Here is a 14,607-nt window from a genome sequence, read left to right on the forward strand (position 1 = left end):
GCCCGGGCGTGGTCCAGCATGGCGTGCCTCAACCCAAGGAACACCACGTCATGCTGAAACCCACCCTTGTCGCGCTGTCGCTGGCCTTGTCGCTGGTCCCGTTGGCGGCGATGGCCACGGGTGACGCCGCCGCCGCGGGCTTTCCCGCAGCCGCCACGAGCGCCATGCCCGCCGACGTGGGCACCGATGCACCGAAGGCCACCGGTGCGGCAGACCGGTCGGCCGTCTTGCAGGCCTCGCTGCAGTCGCTTGCCGACAAGGCAAAGCCCGCCCACTTCGGCATCATCGTGACCGACCTGGACGACGGCACCACGGCGCGGGTCGGCGACGACCGCGCCTACATGCTGATGAGCGTGTTCAAGGCGCCGGTCGCCGCTGCCGTGTTGCACGGCGTGGACGCAGGCACGTTGCACCTCGACCAGAGGGTGCACCTGACGCCGGCCGACGTGGTGGCGGGCTCCGCGGTACCGTCGATCGGCACGCGGGCAGCGAAGGGAGCCATCGATGTCACGGTGGCCGAACTGCTGTCGGCGTCGGTCTCACAGAGCGACAACACGGCCGTGGACGCGTTGCTCAAGCTGCTCGGCGGTGGCCCCAAGGTCACGGCGTACCTCGACGGTAAAGGCGTCCATGGCATGCGCATCGACGTGGGCGAACGGGAGATCGGGCAGGTGTTCGACGGCCTGGCCGACGGCACAGCGGTTCCGGTACACGAGACCGCGCAGGCGAAAGATGCGCGGCGTCGTCGCGGCTACGAGGCCGCCATCGCCATGCCGCAGAACACCACGACGCTGGACGGCGCGGCCACGTTCCTGCGCAAGCTGCAGGCCGGCGAACTGCTGTCGCCCGTGTCGACGCGCTACCTGCTGTCGCTGATGCAGGCCCAGGTCGTGCCCACGCGTATCCGCGCCGGCCTGCCGGCCGGCTTCGGCATCGCCGACAAGACCGGTACGGGTGCGAGCTACGGCAAGCGCATCGCCGCCTGGAACGATATGGCCATCGTCACCGCGCCCAACGGCAAAAGCGCCGTCGTGGCGGCTTTCCTGCGCGATACCACGTCGACGGACGATGAGCGTGCCGCGTGGTTCAGGGAACTGGGCGCGCTGGTCGCGGCGCAGTTGCGGTAACGCCCGGACCCGATAAAGCCCCGACGTCCGACCACGCCACATGCCACGCGCCGGATCGCGGCGCGTGGCATGTCGACTTACCTCAGGCCTTGATGAAAGCCAGCAGGTCCGGGTTGATGACATCCGCGTGCAGGGTCAGCATGCCGTGCGGGTAGCCCTTGTAGAGCTTCAGCTGGGCGCCCGGAACGAGCTTGGCGGAAAGCACGCCCGCATCCTCGTAGGGCACGATCTGGTCGTCGTCACCGTGCATGACCAGCGTGGGTACGGTGATGGCCTTGAGGTCGTCGGTGAAGTCGGTTTCCGAGAACGCCTTGATGCAGTCGTAATGGGCCTTGATGCCGCCCATCATGCCCTGGCGCCACCAGTTGTCGACCACGCCGTCGAGCGTGGTCACGCCCGGGCGGTTGAAGCCGTAGAAGGGAATGGGTACCTCGCGGTAGAACTGCGCGCGGTTGTCCGCCAGCGACGTGCGGAAGCCGTCGAACACCGAGATGTCCAGGCCGCCGGGATTGGCCGGGGTCTTGACCATGATCGGCGGCACTGCGCTGACCAGCACGGCCTTGGCCACACGGCCCGTGCCGTGACGCGCCACGTAGCGCGCCACTTCGCCGCCGCCGGTGGAATGGCCGATGTGCACGGCGTCCTTCAGGTCCAGGTGCGCGGCCAGTTCGGCCACGTCGGCCGCGTAGGTATCCATGTCGTTGCCGGTCGCCGTCTGCGACGAACGCCCGTGGCCCCGGCGGTCATGCGCGATGACGCGAAAACCGTGGGCGAGGAAGAACATCATCTGCGCGTCCCAGTCGTCCGCACTCAGCGGCCAACCGTGGTGGAAGACGACCGGCTGGCCGGTGCCCCAGTCCTTGTAGTAGATCTGCGTGCCGTCTCGCATCGTGATGAATGACATAGCCTTGGCCTTCTTCGGTTCCGGGAGGGAAGCTGAAGGGTAACGCGGACGCCCGCTTCCGTGCGCTCTTACCGTGCGGGATCGGCGGGATCGGCGGGAACGGGGTGATCGGCGGTGTCGGTCAGGGTGGTGGGAAAATCCCCCAGACGCACCCGGAGGTAAACCGGACGGTCGCCGAGGTTGAGGCCATAGTCGGTCTCGTCGCCGTTCCACCAGCGGCGGGACACCCAGGTGCCGTTGCGGTATTCGCCTTCCTCCACGCGCAGTAGCTGGCCCATGCGGCCGTCCTGCCGAGTGCGCTCGAACTCCACGCGCGCGTGGAAGCCGACCAGCAGGTACTCGTCCTTGTCCAGCGGCAGCAGGAGGATGTGGCCGTCCGCGGTGGGATTGCCCGGCAGTTCCGGCGGCGCGTCGCCCCAGGGCGGGGCGCCGTAGGACACATGGGCCGTCCAGCCATCGCCCAGCGCGATGTCCGTTTTCGGTTGGCCGCGTTGCTCCACGGCGGCCTTGAGCGTGCCCTTGAACGCCGCATCGGCGACCCGGCCCTGGATCGGGCCGAGCAGGGCGAAGTTGCGCGCGTGGGCTTCCGTCGCGGCCTTGCGTTCCGCGGTGTCGGCGGCGTGGTCCACGCCGAAGATCGAGAAACCCACGCCGCCCTGCGCGAGCACGTGGAACAGGTAGGGCGCGTTGCCGGCGTCGTAGCCGGTCTCGGAGATCCACGGCGGGTTGTCGGCGCGGGTGTATTGGCCGACCACCTTGGTGAACTCGTGGTAGTCGGTGCTGTAAAGGTCGGTGCCGATCAGGTCGATGTGCGGTGCGCTGGCCTTCCAGGTGTCCAGCACGTTCCAGGTGGCGCCGCCGCTGGGGTAGTCGTAGCCGGGCATGTGCTTGCCCTTGTAGCGCAGCCACGTGTTGACGTACATCGGCAGCGCGTAGCGCGCCTTGCCGCTGGCCGCCACCTGGTCGATATAGCGCGCGATGCCGTAGGCGTTGAACTGTTCGTCGGCATCGGCACCGAAGGTCGCCGTCCAGGTGCGGCCGGCTGGCCGGTGCAGGGCCTGCGCCAGCGCCTCGGGTACCGGTGCGGCGAACGCGCGCTCCGCTGCCGCGGAGTGGTCGCGGATGGCACCGACGCTGCCGGGCTCGTTTTCCACCTGCACCATGATCACGGTGTGGCGATCGCCGTCCACCTTGCGCAGGTGGTCCATGAGGGCGGCGAACGCGGCCTGGTCCGCGTGCAGGTTGGCATCGGCGTAGGGCGAGAGATCTTCCAGCGGCGTGCCGTGTTCATCCAGCGCCCGCGGGTAGCGGGCGGGATCGGCCTTCATCCACTCCGGCACGTAGTGCATCTGGCCGTTCTTCCAGCTGCCGAACCAGAGCACCACCAGGCGCAGGCCGTGCGCTCGGGCGCCGGCAATCAGCGCGTCGAGGTTGGCCGTGTCGTAGCGACCCGGGGAGGGCTCGAACTGTTCCCAGTAGACCGGCGCCTCCAGGGTGTTCGGGTGCAGCGCGAGCACCTCGTCCCACACCTCGGGCAGGACGGCGGGCCATGCGCTGGAGTTGTGCAGCTGCACGGCCAGCATCGTGTAGGGCTTGCCGTCCACCTGCAGCGCGTGGCGTCCGTTCGCATGCACCACCTGGGGCAGCTGCGCGGCGAGCGCCGGTGCGCTGGCCAGGACCAGGGCACCCGTCAGGGCGACGGCCCGCGCCTGGGCGAAGGCACGCACGCGGCCGGGCAGGCGGATCAAAACGACACCGTGGCGCGCATCCAGTAATAGCGGCCCAGCAGGTCGTAGGTGGCGACGTCGGTATTGGCGTTGGTCACGTTGTTGGCGAAATACAGCGGCGGTTGCTTGTCGGCCAGGTTGTCGACACCGAGCTCGAAGCGCGTGTGCCAGGGTTCGACCTTATAGGCAACCTGCACGTTGTGGTAGACGTATGCGCCGATCTTGCGCTCGATGCCCGGCAGGTCGGCATCCGCCGAAAGCCCCTGGGTGAGGTCGCTGCTGCCGATCTGGGTGCGGCCGACATAGCGCAGCCGCCAGGAGGCACTGAAGTTGCCCATGGACCAGTTCAGCGTGCCCAGGCCGCGCCAGCGGGGGAAGTTGCCATAGGAATAGGTGTAGATGCCGGCGTTGTGGATCACCACCGAATGCGGGTCGGTGGTGTCGGGGTTGATGTCGTATCGCTTCACGTAGGTGCCGTTGAGCGAGGCGGCGAACTTGCCGTAGGCCGTTTCGGGAAAGCGATACGCCAGGCCGACATCGGTGCCGGCCGCCCACAGCTTGCCGAGGTTGACGGTGGGCTCGGCCACGTAGTTGATGGTGCCGTTGCCGTTGCGATGCACCAGCGCACAGAACGCGCTGGCCGGGTTGGCGTAGCACTGGTTCAGCACCGTCTGTGCCGACACCTGGGAGATCGTGTCCTTGAGGTTGATCTTCCAGCTGTCCACGCTGAAGGACAGGCCGTCCAGCCAGTGTGGATCGTAGACCAGGCCGATGTCGTACGAGCGCCCGGTTTCCGGCTTGAGCTGGTAGCCGGCCAGCACCGAGCCCGACGCCTTGCCCGACACCTGGCCGTCTGCCTGGCGGTAGGAGCCATCGGTAGGCACGTTGGCGCAGGCCACGTCATGCCCCCCGGTGTAGCCGTTGCACGGGTCGTTGGCGGTGGCCGAATCGCCGGCCACGCCCGCGTACAGTTCGCTGGTGTTGGGTGCACGGAACACCTGCGACACCGTACCGCGCAACAGCAGGTCGTCCAGCGGACGCCATTCCAGCGCCACCTTGCTGTTGGTCTTGCTGCCGACCGTGCTGTAGTCGGACCAGCGCGAGCCCAGCGTCAGGTTGAGCGAGCGGATGCCCGGCAGGTCGGACAGCAGGGGCACCAGCGCCTCCGCATAGGCTTCCTTGACGTTGAAGCCGCCGGCCAGCGTGGAAGCGCAGAACTCGACCACCCCGCACAGTCCGTTCTCGTCGCCGGTCCACAGCGGGTCGGCCTGCGTGGAGGTGCTTTCCTTGCGGTAGGACACCCCGGTGGCGAGGCTGACCGTGCCGGCGGGCAGGTCGAACAGGTTACCGTTGGCATTGGCTTCCCACTGCTTCACGGTGTACACGCTGGTGACCGTCGGGTTGACGATCATCGACTGCAACGTGGCCAGGCTGGACGGCGCGTTGAGGTTGAAGATGTCCAGCGGCGTGCAGCCGGCGATCGCATTGCCCGCGCTGCCGCAACGCACGGTGCCGTCGGTATCGCGGAACGACGGCCCTACCGCCTGGTTGAACTGCGCATAGTCCAGGAAGCCGTTGTTGCGCGATATCTGGCGCACGCGACCGTAGTTGATATCGGTGGACCATTGCCAGGTGCTGTCGCCGAACGCGCCGCGCAACCCCGGGTTCACCTGCAGGTTGTACGTGTTGTACTGGTAGCTGCGGTTGCCCAGCACCGTGGCGCGCGTATTGAGGTCGTTGTACGACATGCCCGTGGCGCGGTCGGTGCCGAAGTTCACCCCGAACGGGTTGTAAGCGCTGGCGGAGGACACCAGGAAATTGTCGCCGTTGGCGAACACGGGGATCGGCGCGATTACCGACGACGATTTGGTCTTGCTGAAATAGGCGTTGACGTAGCCCTGCACCGAGGGCGTGAACTGGTACTTGCCCAGGACGAAGGCGTTCGTGCGCTTCTGCGGCGTCTGCAACAGGTTGTAGGGCTGGTAGTTGTACGAATCGCTGCCGTGGTAGCAGTGGAAATCGCCGCGGCCCGGCTGTCCGCTCACGCCGGGGTTGAGGGTGACGCGCGAGCAGCCGGACGCGGCGGCCAACGCGGTGGACGCATCGGAGCCGTCGTTGAAATTGACCGAACCGCCGGGCGTGGCGGACGAGCCCTGCTTCACCGGGGCGCCATCCACCAGATACAGGGCGTCCTTCGAGTAGGGACGGGCGGCCGCCGACACCGCGTCGATATCGCTGTACGACAGCCCGGCGATGACGCCGTAGTTGCTGCCGGTGTGCCCGGCGGTCAGTGCGAAGTTGCGTCGGTTGCCGTCACTGCGCTTGCTGGTGCCGAAGTCGCTGGACAGCTGCACGCCATCGAAGTGGTCGCGCAGGATGAAGTTGACCACGCCGCCGATGGCATCCGAGCCGTACACGGCCGAGGCACCGTCGCTGAGCACCTCGACGCGCTCGATCATGCTCGCCGGAATGGCGTTGACGTCGTTGTAGGCCAGGCGCACGCCATTGACCAGGATCAGCGTGCGCTTGTCGCCCAGGCCACGCAGGGACACCGTGGAGGCGCCGGTGCCGCCGCCGCTGTTGGTATTGGGATTGGTCGCGTTGCCGGCGATGGAAGGCAACTCCTGGACCAGGTCGCCCAGCGTCGGCTTGCCGGTGGCCTCGATGGCGGCGCGATCCAGCGTCACCACGGGATTGGCCGTCTCGGTGTCCACTCGGCGGATGCGCGAGCCCGTGACGGTCACCGCGTCGAGCGTCTTCGCCTCGGTGGCGCTGGCGTCCTTCGGGGTGTCCTGCGCCTGCGAGGTGGCGCAGGTTCCCAGTAGCGCCAGCGCGATGGCGGCCTGCAACGTCGTGCCGACGAGCCTCGCGGAAAACCCCGTACAGGAGGAGCGGTCGGACCTGGAGCGATGACGTGGATACATGGCGTTCCTCGGGGCGGTGGCGAAAAGGTGCACGGGGCCGTCGAGCGGTCCGCGGACCGCTCGGGGTGGGTGGAATGCGTGGTGGCCTTGAAGCTCAGGTGGCGCCGGAGGCGGCGCCTTCGGTTTGCCAGTACACGGCGTAACGCTCGCCCTGGATCGTATTCAGCGGTGCCACGTCGATCACGCCGTGCCGGGTGGTGGCGCGGTAGGTGAGCGGGGTGTCCGTCGGCACCAGCCACGCCAGTGGATGCGCATCGTCCGGCGCGATCTGCGGTGCGGGCTGGGGTTTGGGTTCGGGTGACGGACCCGATTCGTAGCGGCCGTACTGCTGATCGTGCGTGAGGCCCTTCGAACCCAGCCGCGCCGCCAGCACGATTGGACCGATCGTCACCGCCTGCAACGTGTCATCGCCGGGCAGGGTCACGCTGCGCAGCGCCATGGGCAGCGTGAGCGACACGCGGTCGCCCGTCTGCCAGGTGCGCCGCAGGGTGAGGTAACTGCCCGGGGACGCAAAGGTGTCCAGGGCTTCACCGTTCACCTCGACGCGCGCGCCCGGGGCGATCCACGAGGGGATGCGCAGGTTGAGGGCGATGTCGCGCGGCTGCTTCAGCGTGAACCGGAAATGCGTGGCCGCTTCGCGGGGGAAACCGGTGTCCTGGCGCAGGGTCAGGCCCATCTCGGGCCAGTCCAGCTCGGACGGGATGAACAGGTTGACGTGCAGCGCGTCGCCGTCGCGGAAATAGATCGCGTCGTTGAAGCGGGCGAACTCCTCTGCGCCGCTGCCGGTGCAGCACCAGAACGAGTCCATGGGCGAGTTGTAGAACTTCGCGCCACCGGGCTGCAGCGAGTAGTAGTACAGCTTCATGCCCTGGGCGTCCTGCGTGCCCAGGCGGGCGTTGTAGAGGTTGCGCTCGTAGTAGTCGAAGGCGCGCGGGTCGCCGCTCCACGCGTAGACATGCCGCGTGAGCTTGAGCAGGTTGTAGGCCACGCAGCATTCCGCCGCGTAGAGGCCCAGCTGGTCCTTCAGGTCGCCCGGGCCGGTCTTCCAGAATTCGTCGTTGCTGGAGCCACCGGTGGCATAGGTGCGGTTCTGCGTCACCGTTTCCCAGAAGAATTCCGCGATGCGCCGGTAGCGCGGTTCGCCGGTCAGCTCATAGCGGCGTGCCGCGCCGATCACCTTGGGGATCTGCGTGTTGCTGTGCAGGCCCTTCAGTTCATCGCGATGCGAGGCCAGCGGGTCGAACAGCGACACCTGGTCGAACCGGTGCGCGGCATCCAGGTAGCGGGTGTCGCCGGTGATGGCGTAGAGGTCCGCCATCGATTCGTTCATGCCGCCGTATTCGGTCTTGAGGATGTGCGCGATGTCCGTATCGGAGAGCCCGTTCAGCCAGCGCACGGTCCAGTTGCCGATGCCCCTGGCGACGGCAAGTGCCTGCGTATTTCCGGCCAGCCGGTACATGTCGAGCATGCCGGCCTGGATCTTGTGCACCGTGTAGAACGGCGCCCAGACCTTCTGGCCGGCGCTCAGCCGGTCGAAGAACGATTCGGGGAAGGCGCTGAGGTAGCCGTTGGGTCGCTGGCAACCTGCCAGGATGCTGACCAGTTCATCGCCGCGCGCCTTCAGCGTGGCGTCGCCGTGCGCGGACCATGCGATGGCGGCCGCCGAAAGGTAATGCCCGCCGGTGAAATGGCCGCGAAGTTCGCAATCGGGTTTTTCCCAGCCGCCCAGCGGCTTCGCGGTGGAAGGCAGGCCGGCCTGCACACGGAAGCTGTGCGCCAGGCGGTCCACGGGCAGGCTGTGCAGGTAGTCGAGGTTGATCGCCGCGGCCCGGCTGAAATCGCTGTCCAGCAGGCGGACCTGGTTCAGCGCGAAAGGCTGCATCCGGCACACCGGCTTCTCACGCGCGGCCACGGCGGTCGCGCTGGCCGGGTCGGCGGTATCGAAGGCCTGCAACCGCGGCGCGGCCAGGGCGCTGGCGAGTGCGATCGCACCCGTTTTCAGAAATCGCCTGCGTTCGTCCGATTCGTGCATGTCGCCCCCACCGCGTGGCCGCCGCGCATCAGGCCCGGCGTACCCGCACACCCCCCGATGCGCGCTTTCATCGTGCCGTCACGCACCGGCAGCGTCTTGTGTCATTTACAAGACGCCGGTGCGGCATCCTGCACAGTATCGGGTCACGTGAAGGCCAGCGTGACCTCGATCCGTTGCCCGGGACGGCCGTGCAGGCGGATATGCTCGCCGCTTAGGTCGCCGGCCGGTGCGGCGGCACCGTCGATCCGCACCATGCCACGCGTCGCCTGTGGCGGCGTGCGCAGCGTGAGCCAGACCGCCTTTGGCGTCGCTGCGTCGGGCAGCACCACCGTGGCGGACAGCATGCCCGCGCTGCGTCGCAGGTGCAGGCTGCACCGTCCCCACCGCGTCGGCGCCGCATCCAAGGACAGCGGATGGTTTCCGGTCCACCAGGCATGCGGCACGGCACGGCCCAGTCGCAGGGTGGCACCGTCGCTGTCGTCGTGGACGAAGGCCCAGCGCAGCAGCAGGGGAATCGTCATCTGCGCCGGCATGCAGAACAGCGGCATGCCTCCGGCTATGTCGGTGACCTCGCCGGCAGTCCAGCTGCCGGGCGTATGCCCGTGGTAGCGGTGCGCGTAGAGGAACAGCAGGTATTCGTCCACGCGATCCAGGCGCAGCAGCTGCTGCGCGTAACCGTAAGAGATGAAACCGAGGATATCGCGGCTCTTCGGGTCCACCGGGCCGATGTTGGCCACGACACCGAGGCTGGTCGCCCCATGGCCGCGCATCGCGTCGATCACCCGGTGCGCCAGGTCATCCGGCAGCACGTCGGCCTGCAACAGTTCCGCATAGGCGCGGTGCGGCCATTGCTGCTCGCTGGGATGTTCGGCGGCGAGTGCCTCGCGGAAGGTGCGCTTCACACCGGGCAACGGCGGCACGTAAGGCGGCTTGAGGTCGTGGCGCACGCTGGCGCGCACACTGGCCACCAGCCGCTCGCGCAGGGCGGTGGCGCGCGTCGTCCAATGCGACGCGGTGGCGACGTCGCCCGGTGCGATACGCGACCATGCGCCGGCCAGATCGGTGAGTCCGCGCACGGCCAGCGCGCTGTTGGCGAAGTACGGCTTCCACCACAGCATGGGATCGGGGAACAGGCAGGCGTCGGATTCGTTCCAGCCGTGGATGAGGCCATGGCCCGGGTCGGTGGCCGCCAGCCGCAGCGACGCGTCGTGCAGTTCGAGCAGGATGGCCGCGGTGGCCTCGATCTTCGCACGGTGCTTGCGGCACAGCGCCAAGTCGCCCGTGTAGGCCACGTATCGCGCGATCAGCGAGAGCGTGAGGCCGAACTGGCCCATCTCCGCGCCGCGCATGTTGATCATGCCGTCCGGCTGGACGAAATCGGTGAAATAGCCGTCGAACACCGCGGCGGCCTGGGCGAAGCGGCCCCATTCCAGGTTGGCGTAGAGCGAACTGGTGAAGGTGTCCTGGAAGCCGTCGTACTCGTTGCCGTAGTAGTCGCGATCCACCGCGCCGTACTTGGGGTAGGTGCCTTCCGGGCGTACGACCAGCTCGCGCGCGAACGCGTAGCGCGCCATGTCCGCCCAGCCGGGGGCCGGTATCGTCGCCACCGCCATGTCGGCCAGTTCGGCATGCCAGCGGTCGTGAAAGCGCAGCAGCGCGGCGTGGAACGCATCGGCGGTGGGGGCCTGCCGTCGCGGCGGGCAGGCCGGATAGCTGTGCCCGTAGACGACACGCGTCATCGCGCCATGTTCGACGAGCGCCGTGCGATGCCAGGTCTGCACCACGAAGCGATCCGTGGCATCCACGTCGGCGAGGACGATCACGTCGTACCAGCGCTCCGCGTCGATCGGCACCACCTTGTGCACCGCCGGTAGCCAGCCACCGAGCAGGCCCTCGCGACGGCGGGCCACTTTCTTCGGGTCGTGCAGGTCGGCGAAGGCCTGGTCGGCGTGGTAGCCGCGCGTGCTGCCGGAGGTGTAGACCGGCATCGTGTCCAGGCACTGGCGGGTGCCGACGAAGGTCGTCCACGGCAGGCGGCCGTAATAGTCCTCCGGGTTAAGCACCGAGGCCGGTGGCGGCGCGGCCCGCCGCACCTGGTCTTCGTCGGGCTGTCCCTTGGCCAGCAGGCGGTCGGCAAGCAGGTCGGGGCCGGCGACCGCGATCTCGGCCAGTGCGAGGCCGAGGTACGGCTTGTCGGCCTCGTCCCAGGTGGCCTCGGTCCGCTTGCCGATCACCACGGCCTGCGTGCCGTCGGTGAGCACGAGGTCGCCATCCGTGTGGCGCAGGTTTTCCAGCACGCGCCACGCGCGGTCGCCGTCGCGGAAGGTCGCCACGGGCGCGAAGCCGTCGAGGGACACGCCAGGCAAGGGCACCCGCGAGGCGGGCGGCGGCGCACTGGTGGTGGGCGCGACAGGTGCCCCGCCGGTATCGCCGCGCCACAGCGCTTCGGCCGACAGGGGTGCGAGGCCGGCCGCCGCGCTGGCGGCGGCGAGGGTGCGCAGGAAGTCGCGGCGCGCCATCGGCGAGCGGTAGTGGTCACTCATCGTCGTCGTCCAGGGCAAGCGCGGAAGCGGGCAGGCCCGTGCAGGCACCCCAGTAGTAGATGGCCACGGACGCCACCAGCACCACGACGGAATCCCAGGGATGGGGCAGGCTGCCGTTGCCGCCGAACGTACCCAGCGCGGACGCGGCGATGATGACGACGTAGAAGCCGATCAGCCATGCCGCCGAGCGCACCTGCTGGGCGAGCAGCGCGCGGGGTGCGCCCGTGGCGCGCTTGACCAGTACATACCCGGCGAACATGGCGATCTGCAGGCCGAGCAGCCACGACACCGTGCTCCAGCCGGACCAGTAGACGATCAGTCCGGCCACGGCGAACGACACGGGCCCGATGACGGCGAAGCCACGCACGCGGAACGGGCGTTCGAGTGCCGGCGCGCTGCGGCGCAGCGCCGCGACGGTGACCGGGGCCACCGCGTAGCTGAGTACCAGCGCGGCCGAGACCACCTGGATCAGCGCCTCCCACGAGGGAAACGGCAGCGTCCAGAAGATGGACAGGGCCAGGGTCAGCCACAACGCCGGCCGTGGGATGCCCGATGCGCGGTCGATCCGTGTGAGCGCTGGGAAGAAGCCACCGCTGCGGGCCCAGCCGTAGACGATGCGCGGTGTGGCGTTCATGTAGATGTTGCCCGTGCCGCTGGGCGAGATCACCGCGTCGCAGACCACCAGCGTGGCCAGCCAGCCGAAGCCGAGCGCCAGCGCGATGTCGTGGTACGGCAGGGCGAACGCCTTGTCCATGCCGCTCCAGCCGCCGGCCAGCATGTCGGTGGGGATACCGCCCAGGAACGCCAGCTGCAGCAGCACGTAGATCACGGTGGACAGCACCACGGAAAGGATCAGCGCGATGGGAATGGTGCGCTGGGGATCGCGTACCTCGCTGGCCACCGAGACGATGGGCGTCAGGCCCAGGTAGGCGAAGATGATGCCACCGGCGGATACCGCGGCTTCCACGCCGGACAGGCCGTTGGGAGCGAGGCCGTGGATGCTCAGGTTGGCGGGATGGAAGTGGGTCAGCAGCATCACGATGACCAGCACGGGCACCACGAACTTGAACACGCTGATGATGTTGTTGGCCTTGGCGAAGGTTTTCACGCTGTAGTAGTTGAGCGCGAAGAACATCAGCAGCAAGGCCAGCTGCACGAACCAGCCCAGCACGCTGGCATGCGTGCTGCCGGGCATGTTCAGCGCGGGCAGCCACGCGGCGGCGTATTGCCGGCAGGCCACCGTCTCGATGGCGATCAGGCTGGAGAACGCGATGAGCGTGATGAAGCCCATCAGCGCGCCCAGCAGTGCGCCGTGCGAGTACTCGGGATAGCGCACGGCACCGCCCGCGCGCGGCAACGCGGCGCCGAGCTCGCAGTAGACCAGGCCCAGCAGCAGCACCGCGGCGCCGCCGATCAGCCAGGAGACGATGCCCGCCGGGCCGGCCAGCGCGGCCACATGCCCGGCCGCGAACAGCCAGCCGGAGCCGAAGATCGCACCCAGCCCGATGAAGGTCAGGTCGACCAGGGTGAGGCGTTTGTGGAAGTGGCCCTGGGTGTCGTTCGGCATGTCGCTCATGGACGTGGCGCTCCCGCGGTGGACGCATAGGGCGACTTGCCGCCGCCGGCGATGAAGGCGTCGATCCGCTGGTTCAGCACGGGCAGCGGCACGGAGCCGGTGGACAGCACGGTGTCGTGGAAGGCGCGGATGTCGAAGCGTTCACCCAGCGCCTTCGTTGCCCGCGCACGGCCCTCGCGGATGGCCATCTCGCCCAGGTAATACGACAGCGCCTGGCCCGGCCACGCGATATAGCGATCCACCTCGGTGTCGATCTCGTGCTCGGCCAGCGCGGTGTTGTCGCGCAGGTACTGGCGCGCCTGCTCGCGCGTCCAGTGCAGGTGATGGATGCCGGTGTCCACGACCAGTCGTGCCGCACGCCATGCCTGGTAACTGAGGTAACCGAAGCGCTCGTACGGCGTGTGGTAGATGCCCATCTCCTGGCCCAGGTATTCGCAATACAGCGCCCAGCCCTCGCCATAGGCGGAGATGAAACCGTAGCGACGGTAGTCCGGCAGGCCCGTGGTCTCGGCGGCCAGCGGCATTTGCAGGGCGTGCCCGGGCGAGGATTCGTGCAGGGTCAGCGCCGGCAGCGAATACAGGGGCCGCGAAGGCAGGTTGTACGTGTTGACCAGATAAATCCCCGGGCCGCCGCGGCCGCCCGTATAGATCGGCGCGAGGTCGGCGGGCACCGGCTTGATCGCGAAGCGGCGGCGCGGCAGCAAGCCGATGTAATCGCCGACCACGGCATCCACTTCCTTGGCGATCCACGCGGCGTCTTTCAGCAGCTCGTCCGGCGTTTTGGCGTAGAACTGCGGATCGGTACGCAGGAAATGCAGGAATTCCGGGAAGGTGCCCTTGAAGTTCACCTCGCGCATCACCGCCAGCATCTGGTCGTGGATATCGGCCATCTCCTTCAGGCCCAGCGCGTGGATTTCGTCCGGGCTCTTGTCCAGCGTGGTGTATTCGAGGATTTGCGAACGGTAGAAGGCCACGCCGTCCGGCAGGTCCTCGGCGGCCAGCCCGTCGCGCGCGGCCGGGTAATACTCGTTGCGCATGAAAGCCAGCAGGTGGGCGTACGCGGGCCGCACCTGGGTCTCGATCGCCTTCTTCGCTTCGTCGCGCAGGCGGGCCTGTTCCGCCGCGGGGATGGTCGGCGACATCTTCAGGAACGGCGTATAGAACAGGTTCGCTTCACCCGCGGCATCGGCCACGCTGCGGATGCCGTCGTACTGGCTGGCCACCACCAGCTTCGGCTGGCTGAAACCGCGCGCCAGGCCCAGGCGCATGGCCGCCGTTTCCTCGTCGAAGTAACGCGGCACGTCGCGCAGGCGGGCCAGGTAATGACGGTACGACGCGGCATCGGTGAACGTGGCGCGCGCACTGAAACCCAGGTTGCTCCAGAATGCGGAGTCCGCGTTGAACGGCATTTGCCAGGTGTGGAAGCGCTGGTCGGCCAGCAGCACCTCCACCTGTTGCCGGTAGACGGCGTAGTTGGTCGGATCCTCGCCGGTCAGCCGTGCGGGATCGATGCCCTGCAACTGCGCGAGCACGTCGCTCCAGTAGCGTTCGCGCGTGGCCTGCGTGGCGGCGTCCATCCGCGGCAGGTGATCCGACGGTGCCGCCGGCCCGTTTTCGTCGTCGGCACCGGCGAACTGCGCCTGCCGCCAGGTGTATTCGCGCGTGGCGATGTCGCGGAAACGTCGGCCCACGTCCTCGGCGTGTGTCGGGGTAGCGAGGGCCGCCATGCCGAGCAGGCAGGCGATACCGACGAGGGAACGGGACATGGCGACTC

General features: G+C 68.2%; 8 protein-coding genes. 1 reads left to right on the plus strand and 7 read right to left on the minus strand.

Going from position 1 to position 14,607, the window contains the following annotated elements:
• Positions 1–50 precede the first annotated feature (50 nt).
• Positions 51–1,127: a class A beta-lactamase gene (gene bla / locus FA89_RS13390; protein WP_051938750.1), complete on the plus strand. Its 1,077-nt coding sequence runs from the start codon at positions 51–53 to the stop codon at positions 1,125–1,127.
• Between the two features lie 82 nt (positions 1,128–1,209).
• Here the strand turns inward: bla and FA89_RS13395 are convergent, their stop codons facing one another.
• The 7 genes from FA89_RS13395 to FA89_RS13425 all read right to left on the minus strand — a co-directional run bounded on the left by FA89_RS13395 (position 1,210) and on the right by FA89_RS13425 (position 14,599).
• A complete protein-coding gene (locus FA89_RS13395) occupies positions 1,210–2,031 on the minus strand; it encodes an alpha/beta fold hydrolase (protein WP_036141125.1) in 822 nt (273 codons plus the stop codon).
• Between the two features lie 68 nt (positions 2,032–2,099).
• Positions 2,100–3,776: a DUF5597 domain-containing protein gene (locus tag FA89_RS13400; protein WP_441295048.1), complete on the minus strand. Its 1,677-nt coding sequence runs from the start codon at positions 3,774–3,776 to the stop codon at positions 2,100–2,102.
• The gene (locus tag FA89_RS13405) at positions 3,776–6,682 is read right to left on the minus strand and encodes a TonB-dependent receptor domain-containing protein (RefSeq protein WP_081916558.1); all 2,907 of its coding nucleotides are present in this window, start codon (positions 6,680–6,682) and stop codon (positions 3,776–3,778) included. Before FA89_RS13405 ends, FA89_RS13400 begins: the two co-directional genes overlap by 1 nt.
• Positions 6,683–6,776: 94 nt before the next feature.
• Positions 6,777–8,714, minus strand: coding sequence for a glycoside hydrolase family 127 protein (locus FA89_RS13410; RefSeq protein WP_051938751.1), 1,938 nt, complete (start codon positions 8,712–8,714; stop codon positions 6,777–6,779).
• A gap of 143 nt (positions 8,715–8,857) precedes the next feature.
• On the minus strand, positions 8,858–11,233 hold the full coding sequence (locus tag FA89_RS13415; protein ID WP_036144312.1) for a twin-arginine translocation signal domain-containing protein: 2,376 nt from the start codon (positions 11,231–11,233) through the stop codon (positions 8,858–8,860).
• Between the two features lie 16 nt (positions 11,234–11,249).
• Complete coding sequence (locus tag FA89_RS13420) at positions 11,250–12,833, minus strand: APC family permease (RefSeq protein WP_036141131.1); 1,584 nt, start codon at positions 12,831–12,833, stop codon at positions 11,250–11,252.
• Positions 12,830–14,599 (minus strand): DUF885 family protein, encoded by a 1,770-nt coding sequence (locus tag FA89_RS13425; protein ID WP_081916560.1) that lies wholly within the window; start codon positions 14,597–14,599, stop codon positions 12,830–12,832. The genes FA89_RS13420 and FA89_RS13425 overlap by 4 nt, the downstream gene beginning before the upstream one ends.
• Between the last annotated feature and the right edge of the window lie 8 nt (positions 14,600–14,607).

The sequence above is a fragment of the Luteibacter sp. 9135 genome, assembly GCF_000745005.1.
Lineage (GTDB): Bacteria > Pseudomonadota > Gammaproteobacteria > Xanthomonadales > Rhodanobacteraceae > Luteibacter.

Bases quoted from the DNA above. Each gene is read 5' to 3' on its own strand.
- bla (WP_051938750.1), top strand. From the start codon at position 51: ATGCTGAAACCCACCCTTGTCGCGCTGTCGCTGGCCTTGTCGCTGGTC.
- FA89_RS13395 (WP_036141125.1), bottom strand. From the start codon at position 2,031: ATGTCATTCATCACGATGCGAGACGGCACGCAGATCTACTACAAGGAC.
- FA89_RS13405 (WP_081916558.1), bottom strand. From the start codon at position 6,682: ATGTATCCACGTCATCGCTCCAGGTCCGACCGCTCCTCCTGTACGGGG.
- FA89_RS13410 (WP_051938751.1), bottom strand. From the start codon at position 8,714: ATGCACGAATCGGACGAACGCAGGCGATTTCTGAAAACGGGTGCGATC.
- FA89_RS13415 (WP_036144312.1), bottom strand. From the start codon at position 11,233: ATGGCGCGCCGCGACTTCCTGCGCACCCTCGCCGCCGCCAGCGCGGCG.
- FA89_RS13420 (WP_036141131.1), bottom strand. From the start codon at position 12,833: ATGAGCGACATGCCGAACGACACCCAGGGCCACTTCCACAAACGCCTC.
- FA89_RS13425 (WP_081916560.1), bottom strand. From the start codon at position 14,599: ATGTCCCGTTCCCTCGTCGGTATCGCCTGCCTGCTCGGCATGGCGGCC.